Below are 24,312 nucleotides of genomic sequence, written 5' to 3'. Positions count from 1 at the left end.
CCGATTTCATTTGTTCAGCGGGTACGCCCGCGATCGGCCAACCGCAATTCCATCGTCACCGGAATGACCTCCACCTCGAGGGCCTGACGCAGTCGAGGGACGGCGTGACCGAGAATCCGGCGACGTAATTCGGTCAGATCCGCATCGGCCGCGGCGGTCACGACCAGATGTAGTTGCGGGGAATCCGCGAGACCCGCGAGACGAGCCGTCACGGCGTCGACCTCACCGTAGGATTCGACCTCGGCGGCCAGCGGCGCGGCGGCGATATCGGAATCCAGGACCGTCTCACCGGATGGATCCGGCACACCGAGCTGCCAGCGAACCGGCCGCGGCAACCTCACGAGCTGCGCGGCGATCCACCGCAGACAGCCCAACCCCACGATCACGGCCCCCGCCACTGCCAGATAGAAGACCCAACGCGGCGGGTCCTCGGTCCCCGGCACGAGCGGCGCTCCGGAATCCACCCGCGACACCCGCCCCAGATGAGCGGCGATCGCGAAGCCCCCCGCCGCGGCAACCACCACCCCGAGCAGGCCCAACAGGCTCCGGTTCAGCCGAGCGGGCCGATTGAGCGCACTCATCGCACATCCTCCGATCCGGTGGGGCGCAGCACGGCCTCATCCTCCGCGACAACCGCAGGCGCGCCGCCCACGGCACCGAACTCCGCGACCGCCCGCGCTGAGTTTCGACCGGAGCGCACCCCGGCGACCTCCTCCGTCGGATCCTCCCCGGAACGTTTTCCGGCGACTGCCTCCGCCGAATACGCAGCGGCAGGCACATCCGCGACCGCCTCCGCCGAGCGCCCTGCGTCGGACACATCCACAGCCGCCCCCGCCGAGCGCCCTTCGGCAGGCACCTCCGCGACCGCCCCCGCCGAGCGCCCTGCGGCGGACACATCCACAGCCGCCCCCGCCGAGCGCCCTGCGGCGGACACATCCACAGCCGCCCCCGCCGAGCGCCCTTCGGCGGACACATCCGCGACCGCCCGCGCCGAGTTCCGGGTGGGGCGCAGGGCGGCCTCCACGTTCGGGAGGGCCGCCGGGGCGATTCGTCGTAGGCGATGTTCGACCGCGGCGCGGACGGTCTCGTTCAGGTCCTCGGCGCGGCGGGCGCGGCCTTTGATCCGAATCTTCTTACGCCCCAGCCGGACCCGGCTGGACTCCACGCCGGTTACCGCGGCCGCGGCGTCGTCGACCGCACCGCGCAGGCTGCGCCTGGCGATACCCGCCGACACCTCGTCCTCCGCGGCCAGCGGCACCACCACCGCGCGGCCGGGCCACAGCGCGATACCGAACAGCAGCAAGCCGAGCGCCACCGCGGCGATTCCGACGCCGAGCACCCAGCCACTGGCCCAGGTAAGGTCGTGCAACTGGGTCGCCACCGTATCGTAGGAAATGAATTCCCTTGCACCGCTGAGCCTTTGGATCAGCGATACGGCCACGGCCACCGAGACGGCCAAGAGTGTCAGCGCCACGAGGACAGCCGGTATCACCCGGCGGGATCTACGCCTCATCGAACTCTCCTCTCCCCCACGGCAATCGGCAGCGCCGACACCTCGATATCCACCCGCGGCACGGTCAGACCGGACAGTTCGCGCGTCCGTTCCATCAGATGCGCCCGGCATTCGGCCGCCACCTTCGCGATCGGCAGCGGATATCGGATGGGCAGCCGCACCCACAGGGTGGCCGAATCCCCGGCGATCCGGGCCACTACCCGCACGCCCTGTTCCACCCCGGCGACCTCGCGCGCGGCCTGGGCGGCGATGCGCCGGATCGCGCGCTCGTCGATCGTGGTCCGTCCGGGCAGTTCGGCCGCGGCGGTGGTCATCGCCTGCCCTTGGTGCGATCGGTGCGAATCAGTCCGGACAGATCGACCTCGCCGTCGAGCCAGCGGCCGACCAGCAGGCCGAGCCCGCCGAAGATCAGCACGATGGCGAAGGCCCCGAAGCCGCCGAACGCGGCCGCGAATCCGAGGGCCAGTCCCAGTACCAGGCAGATGGTGGTGGCGTTCATATCACTGCACCCGATCCCGGCTGGGCTGCTGTTCCTCGTCGTCCTCCTCGATGTAGACGTCGTTGACGTTGATATTGACCTCGACGACCTCGAGGCCGGTCATCTGCTCGATCGCGGTGATCACATTGCGGCGCACCACCCGGGCCAGTTCCGCGATCGCCACGCCGTATTCGACGACGAGTTCCAGATCCACGGCGGCCTGCTTCTCACCGACCTCGACCGAAACACCCTGTCCCACACTGGCCGAGGCTCCCGGAATCCGATCGCGCAGCGCGCCGAAGGCCCGGGCCGCGCCGCCGCCCAGGGCGTGCACACCGCGCACCTCGCGCGCGGCCAGCCCGGCGATCTTCTGCACGACAACGTCGGCGATGGTGGTGGCGCCCTGATCGGTGACCAGCGCGCCGTTCTTCGCCGCGGTGTCGCCGGTGGATTTGCCGTGATCGGTGGACTTGCCGGCGGCCGTGGTCTTGGCGTTCTCGGCGGCCTTGTCGGTCGTCGTGCTCGTCATGATTCTTCCTCCCGATTTCCCTTGCGGTACAGCGGATAACGAACTTCACTCCAATCGACACGACCGCGAGCGAATCGTCACGGCCCCAGCGCGTGATCTAGGTAACTGAGCGATTGCCCGAATCGACCTCCCGAAACGCGTCGGCATCAAGTTCCGTGACGACCACGCGCACCGGAATATCAGGCCGATCGGTCTGTTCCAGCACTTCCCGCACCATCCCGGCCAACTTCTCCAACAGCGGCGGCAGTGGCAACGCGGTCGCCGCCACCCGGATCTCGATCCCTTCCGAACCCGCGTCCACCGCGGCGCGCGTGCGGTCGCGCTGCAGCCCGAGCGGAACGGCGGGCCGCAGTCCGGCCACCGCCTCGATACTCGCCACCAACCGATCGATCAGGTCTTCGTCCGATGTCACAACGTCCCCGGTTCGATATCGAGCACGGTCACCGCGACGGTGTCCACCTCCACGCCGGTCTGTTCGGCGACGGCCCGGGCCACCTCCTGCTGCACCGCCGCCCCGACCTCCTCGACCCGGCCGCCGGCGCTCATCGACAGATCGATGTGAATACTCAGCCAGCCGCCCGCGCGTCGCACCCGCACACCCGCCGACGGCGCCGACTCCTGACCGGTCCACAGCTGCCGCCCCGAGCGCGCCAGATGGCCGACCAGCCCGAGCACCCCGGGTTCGAGTCGCAGGACGCCGGGCACCGTCGCCGCGGCGCGGGCCGCGACACCGGCGACGACCGCGTCGGTGACGACGAATTCGGTATTCGAGGCGACGGCGGTCACCGATCCTCCTGATAGATGTCGACCACGGTGATGTCCACGCGCTCGAGGACGAGTCCGATGCGGGCCGAGGCGGCCGCGCGCACCCGCTGCCGCACGAGCGGGACCAGTTCGGCCACGCCGCGTTCGCCCAGCCGCACCGCGATCGTCATACTCACCTCGATCACCTGCGCACCGTCGGGACCCGGCCCGCTGCTGTGCACCTGACAGCCGCGCGCCCGCACGCCGTCGACCGTGTCGGCGGCATAGCGCAACACCACCGCGATGGCCTGTTCGCTCACCTCGAGCGCGCCCGGATGCGGGGTGTTCAGCGGCAGTGTGCGGCCGCGGCGCACCTCGGTGCGAACCGCGGACATGATGCGGCCGAACAGATCCGGCGGCGGCGGATCGGGTTCGTCGACCAGTTCGCGGGTGGCCGTGCGCAGGGTCAGCAGACTCTCCCGCGCGGCCGCGCAGTGCGGACAACTGGTCTCATGCTCGTCGCCCAGTCCCGACTCGATCGCGTCCAGTCGTTCCCAGACCTGTTCCAGACCGCGTCCGCACGGCAGCAGATAGTCGCTGTCGGTCGTATTGGTCACCGCCATGGCCGCATCACCTCCGCCAATTGCGCCCGGGCGCGCGCGATCCGGCCGCGCACGGCCGTGGTGTTGGCGCCCACGATCTCGGCGATCTCCTCATAGGAGCGCTCGTGCACCTCACGCAGCAGCCAGCAGGCTCGCTGTTGTGGGGTCAGCAGTTGCAACGCCTCGGTGAGGGCCCGCATCTGACCGCTGATCTGTACCGCGTGTTCCGGCCGGGACTCGGTTCGCGGCTCTGCGACCGAATCCGGGTCCACATCGGCGGGGACCTTGCGTGACCTGAGCACATTGAGGCAGCGATTAGTCGTCATCCGGTAGAGCCATCCCGCGAACGCCGCGTCGTCCTGGAGCTGGGCGATGCGTCGCCACGCGGTCAGGAACACCTCCTGGGTGACGTCCTCGGCCTCGGCCCGATCGGCCAGCATCTTCGCCGCCAGCCGGAACATCGGGCCCTGATAGCGCAGCACGAGCTGCTCGTACGCCCGGACATCGCCGTCTCGTGCGCGACCGGCCAGGGTCGCGTCGTCCAGCGCTGCCTCGGGTGCCGTCGTCGTGGACACTCGGGCACCTCCTCCACTGCTCATCCCGATCGACACCGGGGAGAGGGAATCGTCATGCAGAATTATCCGTGATCGTTGTCTCAATGGTTGCTGCGTGACGTTCGCGAGTGTCGTCATGTCATTTCAACAGGCGCACCGACGGTGCGCGAATCGAATGAATACGGAGGTTGCGATGTCTGCGAGCGACAAGATCAATAACGCCGCCGAGGATTTGGGTGGCAAGGCCAAAGAGGCCGCCGGGTCGCTGACCGGCGACGAGCAGCTGCGCGGCGAGGGTAAGGCCGATCAGCTGGAGGCGAGCGTGAAGAAGGCCGCCGAGGAGTTCAAGGACACCGCCCGCGATGTCGCCGATAAGGTGAAGGGCGTCTTCAAGAAGTAACCGGAGGTTGGCTCGCGGTTCGCTGCACCTGCGGATCGCGAGCCGCACCGGCCGCGGCGAGATCGACGCCCTTGGTTTCCGGCGCACCCCACACGCAGACGCCGAAGCCGATCGCCGTCAGCGCCGCGGCGTAGAGCATGGTCCGCCCCAGCCCCTGGTGTTCGAGCGACCACGGCAGCAGATAGGTACCCAGTGCCGCGCCGATCCGGCTGGCCGAGGTCGCGAATCCGACCGCGGTGGCCCGAATGTGGGTGGGGAACAACTCGTTCGGATAGGTCCAGTCCAGTACGTTCGGCCCGCCGCAGAAGAACGCGTACAGGCACAGCATGCCGAAGGCCAGCACGGCCGGTGCGGTCGGCCACAGACCCAAAAACAGCGTCGGCAGCACCATCAGCCCGAAGCACCAGATGATGGTCGGGCGGCGGCCGATGGTGTCGATCAGCCGCATGGCGGGCAGGCAGCCGATCAGGAAGACCAGGCTGATCAGCGCCGTGCCGAGGGTGTCCATCCAGGTGCCCGAGGGCATGCCGAAGGCCGACAAAATCTGCGGGCCGAAGGTCAGCATCGCGAACAACACCGCGACCTGACACAGGAAAAAGCCGCTGCAGAACAGGATCCGCTTGCGATAGACCGGCCCGAACAGCTCGCGGATCGATCCGTGTTCGGCCTCCCGCGCGCTGTCCTCGATCAACTCCTTCGGATCGATACGGACCTCGAGATATTTCTCGATCATCCGAGCGCCCTTGTCCGCGTGCCCGTGCTGGGCCAGCCAGCGCGGTGACTCCGGCGCGGTCTTCTGCCGCACGATCAGGAAGAACACGCACAGCACCGACGCACTGGCCAGCTGCCAGCGCCAACTGCCCGGGCCACCGAAGGTCAGCGCGAGATAGCCGACCACATACGCGAGCACCGATCCGGCGTACCACGCCACGATCTGGAAGCCGAGCAGTCGGCCGCGCTGTTTGACCGGCAGCCATTCGGCCAGCAGCGAGGTGGCGATCGGATAGTCGGCCGCCACCGCCATGCCGAGCACCACGCGCAGCACCACGATCAGCCAGGTTGCCTCCACCCAGAACGACAGCACCGAGCAGACCGCCATCACCACCAGATCCGCGGTGTACATCACCTCGCGGCCGATGCGATCGGTGAGCACGCCGAACAGCGCGCCGCCCACGAACATTCCGATCAGCGCCGCGGCCCCGATGAGCTGGGTGTCGGAGGTGCTCAGATCCAGCTCGCTGGTCATCCCGATGAGCGCGGTGCCGACGATGCTGAGGATGTAACCGTCCAGCAGCGGCCCGCCGGAACAGGCCACGGCGAGCCACTTGTGGAAGGACGTGAACGGGGCGTCGTCGATAACGGTGCTCATATACGGTCCCTCCGTTGAATGCCGGAAGTTTGCCGTTATGACACTACCGTGTGCCTACTCGTTGACCAACCGCAGACTCGGCGTACGACTTTCGCGTCGGTTCACGAACCACACCTGCACGCTCTGATCGGCTGCCGGGTCGAGCGTTTCGAACTCCACCTCGACACGGCCGCGCAGCGGATGATCCAACCACAGTGTGCCCGACCGAAACTCACCCATCCGATGCTCCTGCCAGCGGCGGGCGAATTCCGGATAATCTTGCAGCGCAGCGATGGTCGAGTCCAGACCGGCGTCGTCGGTCCACAGCGAGCGGGCCATGCGCAGCCGCGAGGTGACCATATCCGCGGCCGCCTCCCAATCGCTCCAGTGCCGCGCGTCCGGATGCGCGAAGAAATAGCGGGCCAGGTTGCCATCGGCCTCGGCGTCGAACAGGCCCACCGGTTCCACGAAATCGCGCCAGGCCGCGTTCCAGGCCAGGACATTGAGCCAGCGGCCGACCACGAACGCCGGGGTGGGATGCAGGGCGTCGAGTACTGCCTGCAGCGTCTCGGGCACCTGCTCGAGCGCCTGTCCGGAGGACGGGCAGCCGCCCGCGTGTTCGTTACCGAGGGCCAGCTTGGCGAAATGATGCCGCTCGACCTCGTTGAGTCGCAGCGCGTCGGCCAGCGCTCCCAGGACCGCGGTCGAGGGATTGGTATCGCGGCCCTGTTCGAGCCGGGCCAGATAGTCCACGCTCACCCCGGCGAGCGCGGCCACCTCCTCCCGGCGCAGACCGGGTGTGCGACGCCGTCGTCCCGCAGGTAGCCCTACCTCTTCGGGCTGCAACTGGGCGCGACGAGCGATGAGGAATTCGGCGAATTCGGATCGTGCCACAAGTCCATCCTGTCCTATCCCCGGTCTGTTATCCGCGCCCTGCCAGTGCCAGGATAACGGCGGTGTGGCTATCCGGACCACGGTCCGCAAAGGTGGAGACATGACGACATCCGAACAGACGCTCAAGGCCGGCTCCTGGCCGCTGGACCCCGCCCACTCCGCGGTCAACTTCACCGTGCGGCATCTGGGCATTTCCAAGGTCCGCGGGCGGTTCAACCGGTTCGAGACCAGCTTCGTCGTCGACGAGTCCGGCAGCGCGCAGGTCTCGGCGACGGTTCATCTGGATTCCTTCGACACCGGCAATGCCGACCGCGACGCCCATGTGCGCAGCGCCGACCTGCTGCACGTCGAGCAGCGCCCCACGCTGACCTTCACCGCCACCGAGCCGGTACGCGTCGCCGAGGACTTCAAGGTCACCGGCGAGGTCGTGATCGGCGATCAGACCCACCCGGTCACCCTCGATGTGGAGTGGGGTGGCATTCAGGAGTTCCCGGCCACCGGCGATCGCCACATCGGCTTCACCGCCACCGGCACCCTCAAGCGCACCGATTTCGGCGTGGGCGTGGGCATCCCGTCGGCCGCCCTGAGCGACAAGATCGCCATCGAGCTCGACATCCAGCTGATCGAGCCGAAATAACTTCGTCATTCCGGCCCATTTGGGGACGGGTTTCATTCCGGCCCATTTGGGGACGGGTTTCATTCCGGCCCAGTTGGGGACGGGTTTCATCCCGGCCCATTCGGGGACGGGGACGGCCCTAGGGCAGCAACCCGGCTCGCCGCGCCCGCACGACCGCCTCATGGCGGGTGTGGGCGCCGAGCTTGGTCATCGCGCTGCGCAAATAGCTCTTGGCGGTCTCCAGGCGCAGCGAAAGACGTTGCGCGATTTCGGCATTGGTGCAGCCGAGCGCGACATGAGCGAGGACGTCCAGCTCGCGCGGCGTCAATGCCGGTGTCTCGCCGGGGATTTCGGGCCCGGCCATCAGCCGCGCCAGTCGGTCGGACAGATCTCGAAGCCGATTGCGCGTCTCGACGTCGGTCGCCTGCTGCGCGATACCGCGCACCTCGGCGTGAATGTCTCGAAGCTGCTGCGCGGCAATGGGATCCGGCTGCTGCGGTGCCGGCTGCGCCGACTCGCGCAGCCGCAACCGGCGGTCCACCTCGTCGCGCACGGCCAGCTCGATCGCCAACCGGCGACCGGCCTGCACCACCAATTCCGCCGCGCGATCGCCGATCGGGCCGACATCGCGGCTGGCGACATACAGCACCGCGCGCGACTGCCCGCCCACCACGACGGGTACGCCCACGATCGCGCGTAAACCCTCGGTGAGCACCGGGGCGTCGTAGTGATGGGTGATCGTGGAGGCGAGTTTGTAGTCCGAGACCGAGGTCGGACGCCTGGTCGCGACCGCGGCCCCGCCGACGCCGGTGGCGGGCGTCACGGCCAGCCCGCGCATGGCATTGGTCCGCGTGCCGAAGAATTCGCTCAGCGTCAGCGTTCCCTTGTCTACCGGACCGCCGAACACCACCGGCATCCTGGAAACGTTTGCCACCCGCCGCAGTTCGGCACGCAGCGCATCGGCGTCGCGCGGGCGCAAGAGATCGGCGCCACTCATCTCGATACCTCTTTCCGGGGGTGGTGAACGGAGAATGTGATCTGGATCCTATATGCGTGGATTCGGTTTCGGACCGGTCTCGTCCGGTCAGTTATACGCATGGAGTATGGGACGCACCGCTGCTCGGCGACACGATCGGCGCGAACCTCGACCGCACGGTCGCCGCGCACGGCGACCGCGACGCGCTGATCGATCGGGTCACCGGCGCGCGGTGGAGCTATCGGGAATTCGCCGCCGAGGTGGCCGCCGTGGCGCTCGGACTGCTGGCCGCGGGCATCGGTAAGGGCGATCGGGTCGGCATCTGGTCGCCCAATCGCGCCGAGTGGACGCTGGTGCAGTACGCCACCGCGAAGATCGGCGCGATCCTGGTCAACATCAATCCGGCCTATCGTTCCCATGAACTTCGATACGTGCTGGAGCAGGCCGGGGTTCGACTGCTGGTCGCGGCGCGGGAATTCAAATCCTCCGACTACGCGGCCATGATCGACGAGGTGCGCCCGCAGTGTCCCGGCCTGGATCGGGTGGTGCTGCTCGACGGCGCCGACTGGACCGAGCTGGTCGATACCGGGCGCGCGGAGGATCCGGCGAAACTGGTTGCGGCACAGGCGCGGCTGTCGGCCGATGATCCGATCAATATCCAATACACCTCGGGCACCACGGGTTTCCCCAAGGGCGCCACGCTGTCGCATCACAACATTCTGAACAACGGCTACTTCGTCGGCGAGCTGTGCGGCTACACCGAGGCCGACCGAATCTGCCTGCCGGTCCCGTTCTACCACTGCTTCGGCATGGTGATGGGCAATCTGGCCGCCACCACGCACGGCGCGGCCATGGTGATCCCCGCACCGGCCTTCGATCCGAAGCTGACACTGGAATCCGTTGCCGCCGAACGGTGTACCTCGCTGTACGGGGTGCCGACCATGTTCATCGCCGAACTGGCCCAACCCGATTTCGAGAACTACGACCTGTCCTCGCTGCGCACCGGCATCATGGCGGGCTCGCCCTGTCCGGTCGAGGTGATGAAGCAGGTGATCGAGCGGATGGGCATGTCCGAGGTCTGCATCTGCTACGGCATGACCGAGACCTCGCCGGTCTCCACCCAGACCCGTCGCGACGATTCGCTGACCCAGCGCACCGCCACCGTCGGCCGGGTCGGACCGCATCTCGAGGTCAAGATCGTCGATCCGGCAACGGGTCTCACCGTGCCGCGCGGCGAGCCGGGCGAATTCTGCACCCGCGGTTACTCGGTCATGCTCGGCTACTGGAACGAATCCGAAAAGACCGCCGAGGCCATCGATTCCGCGCGCTGGATGCACACCGGCGATCTGGCCGTCATGGACGACGAGGGGTATATCGCCATCACCGGGCGGATCAAGGACATGGTGATCCGCGGCGGCGAGAACATCTATCCGCGCGAAATCGAGGAATTCCTCTACACCCATCCCGACATCCTCGACGCCCAGGTGGTCGGCGTACCCGATCCCAAGTACGGCGAGGAGCTGGTGGCCTGGGTGCAATTGCGCGAGGGCGCGGGCGTCCTGACCACCGACGCCCTGCGCGAATTCTGCACCGGCAGGCTCGCGCACTTCAAGATTCCCCGCTACGTGCACGTCGTGGACGAGTTCCCGATGACGGTCACCGGCAAGATCCGCAAGGTCGAGATGCGTGAGGTGTCCGCGCGGCTGTTCGGTCCGCAATGACGAGGAAGAGGGAGAAGGCCGCCATGACCTCCAATACCGACCTGTACCGCACCGCGCGCGATCAATTGCTGTCCCGGGCAGTCGATTACGAATCGGCCGTCCGCGATTTCACCTGGCCGATCCTGAGCGGTCGGTTCAACTGGGCCACCGACTGGTTCGACGTGATCGCCCGTGACAACGATCGCACCGCGCTGTGGATCGTCGAGGAGGACGGCAGCGAGCGGCGGGTCAGCTTCGACGAGATGGCCCGCCGCTCGGATCGGGTGGCCACCTGGCTGGCCGAACTCGGGGTGAGCAAGGGCGATCGGGTCCTGCTCATGCTGGGCAATCAGGTCGAGCTGTGGGAGTCGATGCTGGCGATCGCCAAACTGGGCGCGGTCGTCATGCCCACCACCGCGGCCCTCGGCCCGGCCGATCTGAGCGACCGAATCCACCGGGGCGCGGGCAGTTTCGTCATCGCCAACAGTGTCGACGCCGACAAGTTCGTCGCGGTGCCGGGCGACTACATCCGCATCGTGGTCGGCGAGCCGGTCGCGGGCTGGCACAACTACGCCGAGGCCGAGCGCAGCGAGGCCCATTCGTTCGAGGCGATCACCGACGTCGACGATCCGCTGCTGGTGTATTTCACCTCCGGCACCACCAGCAGGCCGAAGCTGGTGCAGCACAACCAGATCAGCTATCCGCTCGGCCATCTGAGCACCATGTACTGGATCGGCGTGCGCCCCGGCGACGTACATCTGGCCATCAGTGCGCCCGGCTGGGCCAAACACGCGTGGAGCTGCTTCTTCGCGCCGTGGATCGCCGAGGCCACGATCTTCGTCTACAACTACGCGCGCTTCGACGCCGCCGCCCTGCTGCATCAACTCGACCGCGCGCGGGTCAACACCTTCTGCGCGCCGCCGACGGTGTGGCGCATGCTGATTCAGGCCGAACTGGGCCGTCGCCCGGCGGCCCTGCGCGAAATCCTCGGCGCCGGTGAGCCGCTCAATCCCGATGTGATCGCCCGCGTCGAGAGGGCCTGGGGCCTGACCATTCGCGACGGCTTCGGACAGACCGAAACCACGCTGCAGGTCGGCAATACGCCCGGCCAGCCGGTCAAGGCCGGATCCATGGGCCGCCCCGCGCCGGGCGTGCCGGTGGTGCTGGTCGATCCGATCACCGGCGAGCGCGCCGACGAGGGTGAGATCTGCCTGGACCTGAGCGCCCATCCGGTGAACCTCATGACCGGGTATCTCCATGACCCCGAACGCAATTCGACGGTTATGGCGGGCGGTCACTATCACACCGGCGATGTCGCCAACCGCGACGCCGACGGCTACATCACCTATATCGGCCGCACCGACGACGTGTTCAAGTGCTCCGACTACAAGGTCTCGCCGTTCGAACTCGAGAGTGTGCTCATCGAACATCCGGCGGTGGTGGAGGCCGCGGTCGTACCCCAGCCCGACGCGACCCGCCTCGCGGTGCCCAAGGCCTATATCGCGCTGGCCGCCGGGTGGGAGCCCGACGCCGAGACCGCGCGCGCCATCCTCGAATACGCCCGCGACCATCTCGCCCCCTATTTGCGGGTGCGTCGCGTGGAGTTCGCCGAGCTGCCCAAGACCATCTCCGGCAAGATCCGCCGCGTCGAGCTGCGCCGCCGCGAGGAGCGGCTGCACGCCGCCGGAACGCCCATTTCGACCGAGTACCGCTACGAGGAGATCCTGGCGCAAACCACCGGATAGGGATCGCCCGGTCATTGCGACCGAATCGGATAGCAGTGCCGTAGCCTGGACGGCAGACCCGCGCGCCGCGGTGGGTCGGAACTTGGCGCGTTTGCCCGAATGTGGCGCGTTCGGCGCTGGCCGAGCGATCGCCGAGCTACAAGACTCATCATTCGTGCCCGCCGCGAGGCACCGACCCGTCGTCCTCGGACCCGTCTCCCCTCCACCTGACGGATCCGCCTCCCGGGGCGACGGGACGCCCGCGGTGTCGGTTCGGCTCATCGCCCGAACCGTGATCGACCGTAAGTTCCTGCGACCGATTGGAGAACACCGTGTCGAACACCTGCGAAAGCGCGACCGCCTATGTGATCGCCGAACTGGAAGCCAAGGGCACCGCCACGCGGGACGATTTCGACGTCCCCGCCATCGTCGCAGCGTCGCACGCCATCGCCGACAGCTGGGATTTCAGCGAGATCGACCGCAGCACCTTCTGGAATATCGCCGCGAGCAATCTGCGCTCCTAATGCGACCGATCCAATTCGTCGGTGCGATGCGAACGCGCGACCACCGACCAGCGCAGCGCGGCCCGGCGGACCGAGGCCGCGTCGGCGTAACCGAGTAGTTCGGCCTGGCGTTCCCGGGTCACCGGGCCCGCCGCGGCCGCTCGTTCCAATCGGGCTCGATCCAGTTCCCGGCGCCAGGTGGTGCCGGATTCGGCGAGGCGACGTTGCAGGGTGCGGGGACTGATGGCCAGGCGGCGGGCCACCCGATCGAGGGACAACTCACCGTCGTCGAAGAATTCGGACAGGACCGAGCGCACACGTTCGGGCCAGGCCCGGTCCAGGGGTGGCGGGGGCGGCAGGGCGGCGGCCAGGGGACGCAGGACCTCGGCCAGCACGGGATCCGCGGTGATCAGGGGCATATCCATATCGACGGACCGAAAGACCATGGCATCGACCGGAGCGCCGAATTCGATCGAGGACGTACCGAACACCTGCACGAATTCATCGAGATCGCGCGGGGCGCGCTGGCGCAGGGACACCCGGATCGGGTCCAGCCGCCCCCGCACACAACCCCGCGCCCGGGTCAGCACGGCCACCAGACCCCACAGCTGGGTGTGGTCGCGGGCGCGGCCGTCGCCTTCGATCATGTCCAGATACAGCGTGGTCTCGGCGTCGTTCTCGGCCACCAGATCGAAGCGGTGATTGGTGGTGACCGCGCTGACGTACGGGCCGCAGGTGGCCAGGCCCGCGCCGACGGTGGGCGCGGTGGAGAACAGATAGTCGTAGAGCTTGGTCGCGGTCAGCTGATAGTTGCTGGCCACGTGCAGGGCGATATTCGGATCGTCCAGGGCTCGCTCGCCGACCTCCCACAGCCGCGAGAAGGTCTCGCTGGGCACATGCGCGCCGGGGCCGTCCAAGGCCCATTCCGGCAGCCCGCACTCGCGCAGCAACCGATCCGGCGCCAGGCCGGCTGTGCCGAGCTGCGCGATCACGAATCGGTGCAGCAGCGTCTGATCGGTCCCCATAGCCCTCCTCGTCTCGGCACTGCGACCTATATTCGTGGCGAATTTTGTGCCGAACGCTTTCTGTGACCAGACGTTCTCGAAACGTGATCCTGACGGTGTCCGATTCGTTCAAGACCCCGGCCGCGCCCGGGCCTAGCGTTGCGGCCATGACTGCACGACTCGATGTCATCGGCGTGGTCGTCGCCGATCTGCGCATCGCCCAGGACTTCTATCGACGGCTGGGCCTGGAATTCGGCGAGCCCATGGGCGGACATGTCGAGGCCGAACTGCCCGGCGGTTTCCGGCTGACCCTCGATACCGAGGACAACATCCGCGAATTCCATCCGGCCTGGCAGGGCGGAACCGGACGAATGGGCCTGGCCTTCCGCTGCGACGGCCCCGCCGAGGTCGACTCCCTCTACGCCGAATTGACCGAGGCCGGATATCACGGCGAGCTGAAACCGTTCGACGCAGTATGGGGCCAGCGCTACGCCACCGTGCACGATCCCGACGGCAACAGCGTCGACCTCTACGCCCCGCTGTCCTGACCTGCGCGGGCCATCAGCTGTCCCAGGGAACGCCCGGACAGCTGCCGCACCTCGCGCGCCAGATGCGCCTGATCGGCGTATCCGGCGCGAAAGGCGGTCTCCGCGAACGGGGTTCCGGCCCGGGCCAGCGCCAGCGCACGCTGCATGCGCAGCACCCTGGCCAGCACCTTGGGCCCATAGCCGAAGGCCGCCAACGACATTCGATGCAGCCGTCGGGCGCCCAGACCCAGTTCGTCGGCGGTGGCGGCCACCGTAGCGCCATCGGCCAGTCGGGTCACGATCCGGCGCAGCCGGGGATCGGCGGGCTCGGCCGCATCCGCGCCGCGGCGAACGGCCTGCTCCAAACCGATCATCGGATCGGACGCGCCCGCGACGATTCCGCGCAGCGCCCGCACCCGCGCCGCGGGCCACAGGTCGGCGAGTTCGACTCGACGGTCCAGCAATTCGTGCGCGGGCACGCCGAGCAGCGCGGGCGCGGCGCCCGGATAGAACCGAATGCCCGAGATCGTGGCCGCGACCGCGGCACTCGGCGCGTAGGCCCGGCTGTCCGCGCCCGCGACCACCAACCGCTCCCCCAGCCACAGCAGATCCATACAGCCGTCCGGTAGCACGGGCGCGTCCTCGTCGGGTGCGATCACGCGGGTCCACACCACCGCGCCCGCGATACCGCGCGCGGGCCGTTCCCGATACGCGGGCATCGCATCGATCGACACGATTCCGAGCCTAGCGCGCCGCGTGCCACAACCCCCTAGGCTGATCAGCAATCGCTCAGCATCAGTCGAGGAGGACGCGCGCCATGGACACCGCGGCCCAGCGGGACCTCATCCCCGATCGCCGCGAGCGCCGAAGGCAGAGCGCCGCGCATCGGTTCACCGCCCTCGGCGGAGTGGCCGCGCTGTCGCTGAACGCGCTGTCCAGCCTGGCCTATGGTCCGGAGGCGATGGTGGCCGTGCTGGTCACCGTCGGCGCCTCGGGTCTGGACTACACCCTGCCGGTCGCGATCGCGGTGACCGTCCTGCTGCTGGTGGTGGTGTGGTCGCTTCGGCGCGCGATCGGCGTATTCCCCGACGGCGGCGGCTCGTATGCGATCGCGCGCCGCGAATTCGGTCGCGGCCCGGGACTGATCGCGGCGGCCGCGGCGGTGCTCGATCAGGTGCTCACGGTCGCGCTGGGCCTGGCGGTCGGTACGGCCGTGCTGGGCAGCGTCTTTCCGATCGTGGCCGACCATCGGCTGGTGACCGCGCTCATCGCGCTGGCCGCGCTGACCGCCCTCAATCTGTTCGGCATCGCGGAATCCGCGGCGGTGCTGCTGGTTCCGACGGTGCTGTACATCGGGGTGATCGCGGCGATCGTCGTGGCCGGACTACTGCGCGGCGAGCCGGTCGCCGAAATCGGCACACCCGCCGATCTGCACGATCTGCCCGGGGTGATCGGGCCGTGGGTGCTGCTGCGGGCGCTCGCGGCGGGCGGTTCGACGCTGACCGGACTCGAGGTGGTCGCCGATCACGCGCCGGACTTCCGCCCACCGGCCGCGCGCCGCGCCCGGCGCACCGAACTGATGCTGGGCCTGCTGCTGGCGGTGCTGCTGCTGGGCATCGCGAAAGATATTGCCGCGCATCAGGTATTCCCGCGCGACGGGGTGACGATCCTGGCACAGCTGGCCGCCGCGGCCTGTGGCACCGGAATCCTGTTCCACGCGGCCGGTCTGGTGATCGCCGGGACGCTCGGACTGGCCGCCAATACCGGATTCGCCGGATTGCCCAGGCTGCTGAGCAGGCTCGCGCGCGACCGGCGGATGCCGTATCTGTTCGCGCTGCGCGCCGAACGACCGGTGTTCCGCTATGCCGTCGCCGCCCTGGCCATCCTCGCGGCACTGGCCCTGGCCTGCTCGAATGCCCGGGTCGAATTATTGCTGCCGATCTACGCCATCGCGGTGTTCGTGGGCTTCACCGTCACCCAGCTGGGCTCGGTGCGGCACTGGGTCGACGAGCACGGCCCGCGCTGGCGGTGGAAGGTCCTGCTGGCCGGTCTCGGGGCGATAGCGACCGGCGGCGGCGCGATCGTGCTGTTCCTCGCCGAATTCGCCTCGACGACCTGGGTCCTGCTGATCGTCGCCCCGGCGCTGATGCTGCTGTTCGACCGCACCGAGCACTACTACCGGGAGGTCGCGAATCATCTCGGGTTGGGCACCGAAATTCCTGTCCCGCAGCTGGATTCGGCGAAGAAGACGATCGTGGTGGTGCCGATCGCGGCGGTCAGCTGGCTGACCCGGCGCGCGCTCGAGGCCGCCCGGCGCATGGGCGACGAGGTACATCCGATCGCGGTGGATGTCGATGCCGAACTCACCGCATCGCTGCGCGAGCGTTGGCGTGCCTGGAATCCGGGCGTGGAACTGCGCGTCCTCGACAGCCCGTGCGAGCGGCTGGTCGAGCCGATCGCCGAATACGCCGATTCGCTGTCGAGTGCCGACACCATGGTCATCGTGCTGCTGCCGCGCATCGAATCGCGCCGACGCCGCTATCGGCTGCTGCACAATCAGCGTGCGCCGCTGATCATGAGCACCCTGACCGGGCGCACCGACGCGATTGCGGCGACGATCACATTTCACGTCGACTGAGAGCTTCACCGAGTCGTCGGGCACCTGTCCGATTCCGGTCGCACGGCATCACTACACTCCGAGGCCATGCTCAAAGGGTTCAAAGACTTCCTCATGCGCGGAAATGTCCTCGACCTCAGTGTCGCGGTCGTGATGGGCACGGCCTTCACGGCCGTCGTCACCTCCGTCACCAAGGGCGTCGTCGAACCCCTACTCGCGGTGCTGGGCAGCAGCGGCCAGTTCGGCCTCGGCGTGCAGCTGGTGTCCGGTAAACCGGCGACGTTCATCTCGCTCGGCGCGATCATCACCGCGGCCGTCAACTTCGTCATGGTCGCCGCCGTGCTGTATTTCGTGCTCATTCTGCCGATGAAGACCGTGCAGAGACGCTGGGGCGGTAAGAAGCTGACCGTCGTCGAGCCGACCCAGACCGAACTGCTGGTCGAGATCCGCGATCTGCTCGTCGCCCAGGCCGCGCAGAACGCCGCCAAGGACAACAAGCACGCCCAGCGCGAGGACGCCGCCCGCGAGGTCGGCGCGGCCGAGCTCAACTGACGCTCACGGCGCCGTGGGAATCACCACCTGCGTCCCGCGATGCCACACCGACCAGGTGAGCGGCACACCCGGACGATAGGCCAGGTGTACCGCCGAGGGCGCGTCGAGGACGTGCACATCGGCCCGCGCGCCCGGCCGCAGGACGCCCACCGCTCCCTCGGCGTGCAGATCCCGCCCCAGCGCCAGCGCTCCGCCCGCGGTCGCGGCCCAAATCGCCTCGGCGATGGACAGTTTCATCTGCAGCACCGCGGTCGCGACGCAGTAGGCCATGGCCGTCGTATAGGAGCTGCCCGGATTGGCGTTGGTGGCCAGGGAGATTCGCGCCCCGGCGTCGAGCAGTCGCCGCGCGGGAGCCAGCGGCTGGCGGGTGGACAGATCGCAGGCGGGCAGCAGCGTTGCGACGGTGGCGGATCCGGCCAACGCGTCCACATCGGCCTCGGTCAGATGGGTGCAGTGATCGACACTGGCAGCCCCGTGCTCCACGGCCAGCCGCACACCCGGCCCCGGACCCAGCTGATTGCCGTGCACACGCAGACCCAGTCCGCGCGCCCGGCCCGCGGCCAGAACCCGAGCGGACTGCTCGGCGTCGAAAGCGCCCGTCTCACAGAACACATCGATCCAGCCGACGTGTTCGGCGACGGCGTCGAGCATGGGCCCGCACACCAGATCGACGTATTCGTCGGCGGTGACGGTATCGGGAACCACGTGCGCGCCGAGGAAGGTGACCTCGTCCGCCACCTCGGCGGCCAGTGCGGCGCAGCGCTTCTCGTCGGTTACGGTCAGCCCGTATCCGGTCTTGGTCTCGAGGCAGGTGGTGCCCTGCCGCAGCGCCTCCTGGCGCAGCCGGTGCAGATTCAGCGCCAGCACCTCGTCGGAGGCGGCCCGGGTCGCCGCGACCGTGGTGCGAATCCCCCCGGCCTCGTACGGCTGTCCGGCCATCCGCGCCTCGAATTCGGCCGTACGGTCCCCGGCGAAGATCAGATGGGTATGGCTGTCCACCCAACCCGGCAGCACCGCCCGACCGGCCACGTCGACGCGCACATCCGCATCCGGCGCGGCGTCGGCCCGGCCGACCCAGGCCACCCGCTCCCCGTCGAGAACCACCGCGGCATCGCGCAGGGTGCCGAATTCCTCGGTATTGGTGACGAGTTCGCCGATTCCGGTGACGAGCGTGGTTTCACTCATGGCCGTGGTGCGCTCCGATCTGGGTGCAGAGGACTCGGATGTACTACCCGCAGCAGCCGATCATAAAAGCGCGACCACGGGATCACGACCACAGCGCCTCGATCTCGCGCTCGAGCACCCGGGCCGCGTCCGGTACGGTCTCGTGCACGCCCTCGCGGACCACCCAGCGCCCGGCCACCATGACGTCTGACACATCCGAAGCCGTTGCGGCGTAGATGATTCCGGGCCCGGCCGCGCCCGCCGTACGCACGGATTCGGTGCCGACGTGCACCAGGTCGGCCTGCTGCCCCGCCGCCAGCGCGCCGACCTCGGGCCAGCCGGAGGCGGCATGGCCGGTGCCCGCGCGCAGCAGTTCGCCGACGTCGAACCGCCCGCGCTGACCGCTGGCCAGTCGTTCGTGCAGTTCCAGCGCCCGCATCTCGAACCACGGATCGACGATGGACTGACCGTCGCTACCCAGGCACAGCCGCGTGCCCGCCTCGGCCAGCCGTCGTGCGGGGCCGATCCCGTCGGCCAGGTCGGCCTCGGTGCTCGGGCACAGACACGCCCAGCCGCCCGACAGCGCGCCGATATCGGCGTCGGCGAGGTGGGTGGCGTGCACGGCCACCGTATTCGGCGTCAAAGCGCCTGCGGCGGAAAGTAATTCGGTCGGGGTGCGTCCGGTGTGGGCGCGGCATTCCTCGTTCTCGCGGGGCTGCTCGGACAGATGCACGTGCAGCGGGCGGTCGCCCACCGCCCCGACCACGATCGGAATCTGATCGGCGGGCACCGCGCGCACCGAGTGAATCGCCGCCCCGACCCGTACCAGCTCGCCGACCGGACGGAACGCGGCGAACCGCGCCGCCCACGCCTCGGCGTCACCGTCATCGAAGCGCCGCTGCACGCCCTCGGTGGGCTTGCCGAAACCGCCTGCCACATAACAGGTGTCGAGCAGCGTCAGCCGAATCCCGGCATCGGCGGCCGCGGCCACCAGCGCGTAGGAGAAGGGATTGGGCGCGTCGTAGCGTCCGCCCCGGGCCGGATGGTGCAGATAGTGGAACTCGGCCACGCTGGTGTATCCGGCCAGCACCATCTCCGCGTACACCGCGCGCGCCAGCCGGTAGTAGGACTCCGGTTCCAACCGCTGGGCCACGGTGTACATCCGCTCCCGCCAGGTCCAGAAGCTGCCCCGATCATCGGTCGTGCGGCCCCGCAGCGCACGATGGAAGGCGTGCGAGTGCGCATTCGCGAAGCCGGGGACGACCATTCCGGAAAATATTGTGCCGCTAGGCTTCTCACCCGTCGATACGGAACGGATAGTGGTTCCGTCGATGTCGATTCGGACGCCCTCGGCCACGCCGTCCGGCAGCCACGCCCGGCGGCACCAGTAGGTGTTCATCCCGCCAGCCTCCGCAGCACCCGGGCCAATTCCCGTGCGCCGTGGTCGATATCGGCGGGTTCGGCGTGTTCCTCGGGGGAATGACTGATGCCGGAGGGGTTGCGCACGTACAGCATCGCGGTCGGAACATAGGGCGCAAGCACGGCAGCGTCGTGGCCCGCACCCGTCGGCAAAACCGGCGCGCCGTCGAGCAACCCCACCAGCTCGTCGCGCAGCGCCGGATCGAAAGCCGCTGTCCCCTCGTAGGATTCCTCGCGGACCTCGACCGTGCACCCCTCGAGCTCGGCCGCCTCCCGCGCCTCGGCGGCGATCTCGCGCACCAGATCGTGCGCGCTGCCCGGTTCGGGTACGCGGGCATCGAGCCAGACGTCCACCCGCGAGGCGATCACATTGGTGCCGCCCGGGGTCGGCGCGATCCGCCCTACCGTCGCCCGCGCCTCGGGCACCCCGGCCGCGAGACGCCGTGCGGCCGCGATCAATCCGGCCGCGGGCAGCATCGGATCGCGGCGATCGCCCAGCAGCGTTGTCCCGGCGTGATTGCCCTGTCCGGCGAAGCTGAACCGCCACCGTCCGTGCGCGATGACGGCGCTGCCGACCGCGAGCGGCGCGTCCAGGTGAACCAGTCCCCTGCCCTGTTCCACATGGAGTTCGACGAATGTGCCGATGCGACCGAGGGTTTCCTCGTCCCTGCCGAAATGATCGGTGTCGAATCCGGCCGCCCGGGCCGCGTCGGCGAAACTGTCCCCCTCCCCGTCGCGCAGCGCCAGCACCCGTTCGGGCGGCAGCGTCCCCACCAGCAGCCGCGATCCCAGACACGGCACCCCGTAGCGCCCGCCCTCCTCCTCGGCGAACACCACCACCGCGAGTGGACGCTTCGGTGAGAAGCCCTCCGCCCGAAGCAGATCCAGCGCGGCCAATGCGCTGACCACCCCGAGCGGCCCGTCGAAGGCCCCGCCGCCGGGCACCGAGTCCAGATGGCTGCCGGTCACCACCGCATTCGGTCCCGGTTCACCCAGCCACGCCCAGATATTGGCGTTGCGGTCGGTGTGCACGGTCAGCCCGCGCGCCCGCGCCGCGGCGATGAACCACTCGCGCAGTTCGAGTTCGGCAGAAGCGAACACATGCCGCGAATAGCCCCCGCGCGACCGGTCCGCCCCCACCCGCTCGATCTCGGCGAGCAGTCCGTTCGCGCCGTTCATTTGTCCCACATCGGAATTCGCACCCCGCGCTCGCGCGCGACGGCATCGGCCTCAGCATAGCCCGCGTCGACGTGGCGCAGCACGCCCATCCCGGGATCGTTGGTCAGCACCCGTTCGATCTTCTCCGCCGCCAGTTCGGTGCCGTCGGCGACGGTGACCTGTCCGGCGTGGATGGATCGGCCGATGCCGACGCCGCCGCCGTGGTGGATCGACACCCAGCTCGCACCCGAGGCGGTATTGACCATCGCGTTGAGCAGCGGCCAGTCGGCAATGGCGTCCGAACCATCTGCCATACCCTCGGTTTCGCGATACGGCGAGGCCACCGAACCGCAGTCGAGGTGGTCGCGGCCGATCACCACCGGCGCGGACAGCTCGCCGTCGGCGACCATCTCGTTGAATCGCAGTCCGGCCCGGTCGCGTTCGCCGTAGCCGAGCCAGCAGATTCGCGCGGGCAGACCCTGGAACGCCACCCGCTCCCCGGCCAGCCGGATCCAGCGCGCCAGGGATTCGTTCTCCGGGAACAGATCCAGAATCGCGCGATCGGTGGCCGCGATATCGGCCGGATCGCCCGACAGCGCCGCCCAGCGGAACGGGCCCCTGCCCTCGCAGAACAGCGGCCGGATGTAGGCGGGTACGAAACCGGGGAAGTCGAAGGCGCGCTCGTAGCCGCCCAGCTGCGCCTCGCCGCGAATCGAGTTGCCGTAGTCGAACACCTCCGCCCCGCGATCCTGGAAGCCGACCATCGCCGCGACGTGCACGGCCATGGATTCGCGTGCGCGGCGGGTGAATTCGTCGGGTTTCTTCGCGGCGTAGTCGTCCCATTCCTCCGGTTCGACTCCGATCGGCAGATACGCCAGCGGGTCGTGCGCCGAGGTCTGATCGGTGACGATGTCGACCGGAACATCGCGGCGCAGCAGCTCGGGCAGGATCTCCGCGGCATTGCCGATCAGGCCCACCGACAGCGGTTTACGCTGCTGTTTGGCTGCCAGCACCCGGCGCAGCGCGTCGTCGAGGTCGTCGGCGATCTCGTCCAGATAGCGGGTCTGCACGCGGCGCTTCGCGCGTTCGCCGCTACAGTCGATGCACAGCGCCACACCGTCGTTCATGGTGACCGCGAGCGGCTGCGCGCCGCCCATACCGCCGAGACCCGCTGTGACGGTGAGGGTTCCGGCGAGGGTACCGCCGAATCGCTTGGCCGCCACCGCCGCGAAGGTCTCGTAGGTGCCCTGCAGAATGCCCTGGGTGCCGATATAGATCCACGAGCCCGCGGTCATCTGCCCGTACATGGTCAGACCGGCCGCCTCCAACCGGCGGAACTCCGGCCAATTCGCCCAGTCCGGAACGAGATTGGAGTTGGCGATCAGCACCCGCGGCGCCCATTCGTGGGTGCGCATCACACCGACCGGCTTGCCCGACTGGACCAGCAGCGTCTCATCGGCGCACAGGTCGGTCAGCGTGCGGGTCAGCGCGTCGAAGCTGGCCCAGTCGCGGGCCGCCTTGCCGCGACCGCCGTAGACGACCAGATCCTCGGGCCGCTCGGCCACCTCCGGATCGAGATTGTTGTGCAGCATCCGCAGTGCCGCCTCGGTCTGCCAATTGCGCGCGGTCAGCTCGGATCCCCGTGCGGCGCGGACGGTTCGGGTCATCGGAGATTCACCTCTCGGTCGAGGACTTCGTTCACGGCTCCCGCGCGGATCAACTCGGTGACCTCGGCGATCTCGACGGCCACATGCCGGTCCGGGCCCGGCCCGGCGACCGCGGTGCGCACCAGATCGCGCACCGCGCCGGTCACCGGGCCCGGGGCCAGCGGCGCACGTAGATCCAGAGCCCTTGCGGCGGTGAGCAATTCGATGGCCAGCACGGTGGTCAGCCCGTCCACGGCGCGGCGCAGTTTGCGCGCCGCGGCCCAGCCCATGGACACATGGTCCTCCTGCATGGCGCTGGAGGGAATGGAATCCACCGAGGCGGGCACCGCGAGCCGCTTGAGCTCGGACACCACACCGGCCTGGGTGTACTGGGCGATCATGTAGCCGGAGTCCACGCCCGGATCGTCGGCCAGGAAGGCCGGAAGGCCGTGGGAGCGATGCACATCCAGCATCCGGTCGGTGCGCCGCTCGGCGATGCTCGCGACATCGGCAGTCGCGATCGCCAGGAAGTCCAGCACATAGGCCACCGGCGCACCGTGGAAGTTGCCGTTGGATTCCACCCGGCCGTCGGCGAGCACGACGGGATTGTCGATGGAGGCGGCCAATTCGCGGTCGGCGACCGTGGCGGCGTGGTCGACGGTATCGCGCGCCGCACCGTGCACCTGCGGGGCGCAGCGCAGCGAATAGGCGTCCTGTACGCGCGTGCAGTCCTCGCCGCGATGGCTGGCCACGATCGGCGAATCGGCCAGTGCCGCGAACATTCTCGCCGCCGACGCCGCCTGTCCCGGATGGGGGCGCAGGGTGTGCAGATCGACGGCGAACACCCGATCGGTGCCGAGCAGCGCCTCCACACTCATCGCCGCTGTCAGATCGGCCAGATCGAGCAGCTGCCGCAGATCGGCCAGCGCAAGCAGCAGCATGCCGAGCATGCCGTCGGTGCCGTTGGTCAGCGCCAGGCCCTCCTTCTCGGCCAGCACCAGCGGCGTCACGCCCGCCGCGGCCAGCGCCGGGGCCGCGGCCACGCGGTGGCCGTCGAGTCCGAAGACCTCGCCCTCACCCATCATCGCCAGCCCGACCGCCGCCAGCGGCGCCAGATCGCCGGAGCAGCCGAGGGATCCGTATTCGGGCACCACCGGGATCAGGCCGCTGTTGAGCAGTCCGGCCAGGGTGGCCGCGGTCTGCGGCCGTACCCCGGTATGCCCGCTCATCAGCGTGCGCAGCCGCAGCAGCATCATCGCGCGCACCACCTCCGGCTCCACCGGGGTTCCGGCGCCCGCGGCATGTGAGCGCATGAACGAGCGCTGCAGATCGATGCGGCGCTCGGGTGCGATGTGGCGCAGCGCGAGTGCGCCGAAACCGGTCGAGATGCCGTAGGACGGTTTATCGCTGTGCGCGAGTTCGTCGATATGCCCGCGCACGGCGGCCAGGCGTTCCAGGGCCGGTTCGGCGAGTTGCACCTCGCTGCCCTCGCGGGCGACCGCGACCACCTGCCGCGCGGTCAGCGGGGTCGTGCCGACCACCACCCGGTCGATTCCGATTCGCGTCATATTCCACATCCAACCGCGCATCGGCTGCGGATCGGGGCCCTGTGAACGGATTGTGTCTGAGATTCCAGACAGTTGC

The 24,312-nt window shown here is 68.8% G+C and carries 27 protein-coding genes; 8 read left to right on the top strand and 19 right to left on the bottom strand.

Going from position 1 to position 24,312, the window contains the following annotated elements; genetic code table 11:
• Positions 1-14 precede the first annotated feature (14 nt).
• From NP4_RS01955 to NP4_RS01915, 9 genes are all read right to left on the bottom strand, one after another.
• The gene (locus NP4_RS01955; RefSeq protein ID WP_067990865.1) at positions 15-581 is read right to left on the bottom strand and encodes a hypothetical protein; all 567 of its coding nucleotides are present in this window, start codon (positions 579-581) and stop codon (positions 15-17) included.
• The gene (locus NP4_RS40590; RefSeq protein WP_156524874.1) at positions 578-1,513 is read right to left on the bottom strand and encodes a DUF6286 domain-containing protein; all 936 of its coding nucleotides are present in this window, start codon (positions 1,511-1,513) and stop codon (positions 578-580) included. Before NP4_RS40590 ends, NP4_RS01955 begins: the two co-directional genes overlap by 4 nt.
• A complete protein-coding gene (locus tag NP4_RS01945; protein ID WP_067990859.1) occupies positions 1,510-1,827 on the bottom strand; it encodes a hypothetical protein in 318 nt (105 codons plus the stop codon). The genes NP4_RS40590 and NP4_RS01945 overlap by 4 nt, the downstream gene beginning before the upstream one ends.
• Positions 1,824-2,012 (bottom strand): hypothetical protein, encoded by a 189-nt coding sequence (locus NP4_RS01940; protein WP_067990856.1) that lies wholly within the window; start codon positions 2,010-2,012, stop codon positions 1,824-1,826. Before NP4_RS01940 ends, NP4_RS01945 begins: the two co-directional genes overlap by 4 nt.
• A gap of 1 nt (position 2,013) precedes the next feature.
• Positions 2,014-2,520, bottom strand: a complete 507-nt coding sequence (locus NP4_RS01935) for an Asp23/Gls24 family envelope stress response protein (protein ID WP_067990853.1) — start codon at positions 2,518-2,520, stop codon at positions 2,014-2,016.
• A gap of 97 nt (positions 2,521-2,617) precedes the next feature.
• Positions 2,618-2,932, bottom strand: a complete 315-nt coding sequence (locus NP4_RS01930; RefSeq protein ID WP_067990850.1) for a hypothetical protein — start codon at positions 2,930-2,932, stop codon at positions 2,618-2,620.
• On the bottom strand, positions 2,929-3,306 hold the full coding sequence (locus NP4_RS01925) for an Asp23/Gls24 family envelope stress response protein (protein ID WP_067990847.1): 378 nt from the start codon (positions 3,304-3,306) through the stop codon (positions 2,929-2,931). Before NP4_RS01925 ends, NP4_RS01930 begins: the two co-directional genes overlap by 4 nt.
• On the bottom strand, positions 3,303-3,887 hold the full coding sequence (locus NP4_RS01920) for an Asp23/Gls24 family envelope stress response protein (protein WP_067990845.1): 585 nt from the start codon (positions 3,885-3,887) through the stop codon (positions 3,303-3,305). The genes NP4_RS01925 and NP4_RS01920 overlap by 4 nt, the downstream gene beginning before the upstream one ends.
• The gene (locus NP4_RS01915; protein ID WP_245996913.1) at positions 3,878-4,441 is read right to left on the bottom strand and encodes an RNA polymerase sigma factor; all 564 of its coding nucleotides are present in this window, start codon (positions 4,439-4,441) and stop codon (positions 3,878-3,880) included. Before NP4_RS01915 ends, NP4_RS01920 begins: the two co-directional genes overlap by 10 nt.
• Before the next feature lie 172 nt (positions 4,442-4,613).
• On the opposite strand from NP4_RS01915, the gene NP4_RS01910 reads away from it, so the two are divergent.
• The gene (locus NP4_RS01910; RefSeq protein ID WP_067990841.1) at positions 4,614-4,820 is read left to right on the top strand and encodes a CsbD family protein; all 207 of its coding nucleotides are present in this window, start codon (positions 4,614-4,616) and stop codon (positions 4,818-4,820) included.
• On the opposite strand, the gene NP4_RS01905 is transcribed toward NP4_RS01910, so the two are convergent.
• Both NP4_RS01905 and NP4_RS01900 read right to left on the bottom strand, forming a co-directional pair.
• A complete protein-coding gene (locus NP4_RS01905) occupies positions 4,810-6,189 on the bottom strand; it encodes an MFS transporter (protein WP_067990839.1) in 1,380 nt (459 codons plus the stop codon). The two genes, NP4_RS01910 and NP4_RS01905, sit on opposite strands and share 11 nt — an antisense overlap.
• Before the next feature lie 54 nt (positions 6,190-6,243).
• The gene (locus NP4_RS01900; protein ID WP_067990836.1) at positions 6,244-7,062 is read right to left on the bottom strand and encodes a helix-turn-helix transcriptional regulator; all 819 of its coding nucleotides are present in this window, start codon (positions 7,060-7,062) and stop codon (positions 6,244-6,246) included.
• A gap of 100 nt (positions 7,063-7,162) precedes the next feature.
• Here NP4_RS01900 and NP4_RS01895 point away from each other — a divergent pair, with 100 nt between their 5' ends.
• Entirely contained in the window at positions 7,163-7,699 is a 537-nt protein-coding gene (locus NP4_RS01895) for a YceI family protein (protein WP_067990834.1), read from the top strand.
• Between the two features lie 118 nt (positions 7,700-7,817).
• Here NP4_RS01895 and NP4_RS01890 read toward each other — a convergent pair whose 3' ends face one another.
• Positions 7,818-8,675, bottom strand: coding sequence for a LuxR C-terminal-related transcriptional regulator (locus tag NP4_RS01890; RefSeq protein WP_067990832.1), 858 nt, complete (start codon positions 8,673-8,675; stop codon positions 7,818-7,820).
• Positions 8,676-8,731: 56 nt separating this feature from the next.
• Here NP4_RS01890 and NP4_RS01885 point away from each other — a divergent pair, with 56 nt between their 5' ends.
• From NP4_RS01885 to NP4_RS01875, 3 genes are all read left to right on the top strand, one after another.
• Positions 8,732-10,375 carry an AMP-binding protein gene (locus tag NP4_RS01885; protein ID WP_067990830.1) on the top strand — a complete coding sequence of 548 codons (1,644 nt, stop codon included), beginning with the start codon at positions 8,732-8,734 and terminating at the stop codon, positions 10,373-10,375.
• A gap of 23 nt (positions 10,376-10,398) precedes the next feature.
• On the top strand, positions 10,399-12,099 hold the full coding sequence (locus tag NP4_RS01880) for an AMP-binding protein (RefSeq protein ID WP_067990828.1): 1,701 nt from the start codon (positions 10,399-10,401) through the stop codon (positions 12,097-12,099).
• Positions 12,100-12,410: 311 nt separating this feature from the next.
• Positions 12,411-12,602, top strand: a complete 192-nt coding sequence (locus NP4_RS01875; protein WP_067991943.1) for a hypothetical protein — start codon at positions 12,411-12,413, stop codon at positions 12,600-12,602.
• Here the strand turns inward: NP4_RS01875 and NP4_RS01870 are convergent.
• Entirely contained in the window at positions 12,599-13,606 is a 1,008-nt protein-coding gene (locus tag NP4_RS01870) for an AraC family transcriptional regulator (protein WP_067990824.1), read from the bottom strand. The two genes, NP4_RS01875 and NP4_RS01870, sit on opposite strands and share 4 nt — an antisense overlap.
• A 146-nt stretch (positions 13,607-13,752) precedes the next feature.
• Here NP4_RS01870 and NP4_RS01865 point away from each other — a divergent pair, with 146 nt between their 5' ends.
• Complete coding sequence (locus tag NP4_RS01865; RefSeq protein ID WP_067991941.1) at positions 13,753-14,133, top strand: VOC family protein; 381 nt, start codon at positions 13,753-13,755, stop codon at positions 14,131-14,133.
• On the opposite strand, the gene NP4_RS01860 is transcribed toward NP4_RS01865, so the two are convergent.
• On the bottom strand, positions 14,115-14,846 hold the full coding sequence (locus NP4_RS01860; protein ID WP_245996911.1) for a helix-turn-helix domain-containing protein: 732 nt from the start codon (positions 14,844-14,846) through the stop codon (positions 14,115-14,117). The genes NP4_RS01865 and NP4_RS01860 overlap by 19 nt on opposite strands.
• Positions 14,847-14,929: 83 nt before the next feature.
• Between NP4_RS01860 and NP4_RS01855 the strand changes: the two genes are divergently transcribed.
• Entirely contained in the window at positions 14,930-16,750 is a 1,821-nt protein-coding gene (locus NP4_RS01855; RefSeq protein ID WP_067990819.1) for an amino acid permease, read from the top strand.
• A gap of 66 nt (positions 16,751-16,816) precedes the next feature.
• Complete coding sequence (gene mscL / locus NP4_RS01850; protein ID WP_067990816.1) at positions 16,817-17,281, top strand: large conductance mechanosensitive channel protein MscL; 465 nt, start codon at positions 16,817-16,819, stop codon at positions 17,279-17,281.
• A 3-nt stretch (positions 17,282-17,284) separates the two neighbouring features.
• On the opposite strand, the gene hutI is transcribed toward mscL, so the two are convergent.
• The 5 genes from hutI to hutH all read right to left on the bottom strand — a co-directional run bounded on the left by hutI (position 17,285) and on the right by hutH (position 24,236).
• The gene (hutI, locus tag NP4_RS01845) at positions 17,285-18,466 is read right to left on the bottom strand and encodes an imidazolonepropionase (RefSeq protein ID WP_067990813.1); all 1,182 of its coding nucleotides are present in this window, start codon (positions 18,464-18,466) and stop codon (positions 17,285-17,287) included.
• Between the two features lie 82 nt (positions 18,467-18,548).
• Positions 18,549-19,844: a formimidoylglutamate deiminase gene (locus NP4_RS01840; protein WP_067990811.1), complete on the bottom strand. Its 1,296-nt coding sequence runs from the start codon at positions 19,842-19,844 to the stop codon at positions 18,549-18,551.
• Positions 19,841-21,043 carry an allantoate amidohydrolase gene (locus NP4_RS01835; protein WP_067990808.1) on the bottom strand — a complete coding sequence of 401 codons (1,203 nt, stop codon included), beginning with the start codon at positions 21,041-21,043 and terminating at the stop codon, positions 19,841-19,843. The genes NP4_RS01840 and NP4_RS01835 overlap by 4 nt, the downstream gene beginning before the upstream one ends.
• The gene (gene hutU, locus NP4_RS01830; RefSeq protein WP_067990805.1) at positions 21,040-22,689 is read right to left on the bottom strand and encodes a urocanate hydratase; all 1,650 of its coding nucleotides are present in this window, start codon (positions 22,687-22,689) and stop codon (positions 21,040-21,042) included. Before hutU ends, NP4_RS01835 begins: the two co-directional genes overlap by 4 nt.
• Entirely contained in the window at positions 22,686-24,236 is a 1,551-nt protein-coding gene (hutH, locus tag NP4_RS01825; protein WP_067991938.1) for a histidine ammonia-lyase, read from the bottom strand. Before hutH ends, hutU begins: the two co-directional genes overlap by 4 nt.
• Positions 24,237-24,312: the final 76 nt, after the last annotated feature.

The sequence above is a fragment of the Nocardia pseudobrasiliensis NBRC 108224 genome, assembly GCF_001613105.1.
GTDB classification, from domain to species: Bacteria; Actinomycetota; Actinomycetes; order Mycobacteriales; family Mycobacteriaceae; genus Nocardia; species Nocardia pseudobrasiliensis.
Note: the sequence above shows the minus strand (reverse complement) of the source record. Positions and strands in the feature narration are given on the sequence as shown.

What these genes read in the sequence shown, in the direction of transcription:
- NP4_RS01865 (WP_067991941.1), top strand. Translation starts at nt 13,753, where the DNA reads ATGACTGCACGACTCGATGTCATCGGCGTGGTCGTCGCCGATCTGCGC.
- NP4_RS01890 (WP_067990832.1), bottom strand. Translation starts at nt 8,675, where the DNA reads ATGAGTGGCGCCGATCTCTTGCGCCCGCGCGACGCCGATGCGCTGCGT.
- hutU (WP_067990805.1), bottom strand. Translation starts at nt 22,689, where the DNA reads ATGACCCGAACCGTCCGCGCCGCACGGGGATCCGAGCTGACCGCGCGC.
- NP4_RS01835 (WP_067990808.1), bottom strand. Translation starts at nt 21,043, where the DNA reads ATGAACGGCGCGAACGGACTGCTCGCCGAGATCGAGCGGGTGGGGGCG.
- NP4_RS01920 (WP_067990845.1), bottom strand. Translation starts at nt 3,887, where the DNA reads ATGGCGGTGACCAATACGACCGACAGCGACTATCTGCTGCCGTGCGGA.
- hutH (WP_067991938.1), bottom strand. Translation starts at nt 24,236, where the DNA reads ATGACGCGAATCGGAATCGACCGGGTGGTGGTCGGCACGACCCCGCTG.
- NP4_RS01855 (WP_067990819.1), top strand. Translation starts at nt 14,930, where the DNA reads ATGGACACCGCGGCCCAGCGGGACCTCATCCCCGATCGCCGCGAGCGC.
- NP4_RS01895 (WP_067990834.1), top strand. Translation starts at nt 7,163, where the DNA reads ATGACGACATCCGAACAGACGCTCAAGGCCGGCTCCTGGCCGCTGGAC.
- NP4_RS01840 (WP_067990811.1), bottom strand. Translation starts at nt 19,844, where the DNA reads ATGAACACCTACTGGTGCCGCCGGGCGTGGCTGCCGGACGGCGTGGCC.
- NP4_RS01935 (WP_067990853.1), bottom strand. Translation starts at nt 2,520, where the DNA reads ATGACGAGCACGACGACCGACAAGGCCGCCGAGAACGCCAAGACCACG.
- NP4_RS01870 (WP_067990824.1), bottom strand. Translation starts at nt 13,606, where the DNA reads ATGGGGACCGATCAGACGCTGCTGCACCGATTCGTGATCGCGCAGCTC.
- NP4_RS01905 (WP_067990839.1), bottom strand. Translation starts at nt 6,189, where the DNA reads ATGAGCACCGTTATCGACGACGCCCCGTTCACGTCCTTCCACAAGTGG.
- NP4_RS01940 (WP_067990856.1), bottom strand. Translation starts at nt 2,012, where the DNA reads ATGAACGCCACCACCATCTGCCTGGTACTGGGACTGGCCCTCGGATTC.
- NP4_RS01945 (WP_067990859.1), bottom strand. Translation starts at nt 1,827, where the DNA reads ATGACCACCGCCGCGGCCGAACTGCCCGGACGGACCACGATCGACGAG.
- NP4_RS40590 (WP_156524874.1), bottom strand. Translation starts at nt 1,513, where the DNA reads ATGAGGCGTAGATCCCGCCGGGTGATACCGGCTGTCCTCGTGGCGCTG.
- NP4_RS01880 (WP_067990828.1), top strand. Translation starts at nt 10,399, where the DNA reads ATGACCTCCAATACCGACCTGTACCGCACCGCGCGCGATCAATTGCTG.
- NP4_RS01955 (WP_067990865.1), bottom strand. Translation starts at nt 581, where the DNA reads ATGAGTGCGCTCAATCGGCCCGCTCGGCTGAACCGGAGCCTGTTGGGC.
- hutI (WP_067990813.1), bottom strand. Translation starts at nt 18,466, where the DNA reads ATGAGTGAAACCACGCTCGTCACCGGAATCGGCGAACTCGTCACCAAT.
- NP4_RS01910 (WP_067990841.1), top strand. Translation starts at nt 4,614, where the DNA reads ATGTCTGCGAGCGACAAGATCAATAACGCCGCCGAGGATTTGGGTGGC.
- mscL (WP_067990816.1), top strand. Translation starts at nt 16,817, where the DNA reads ATGCTCAAAGGGTTCAAAGACTTCCTCATGCGCGGAAATGTCCTCGAC.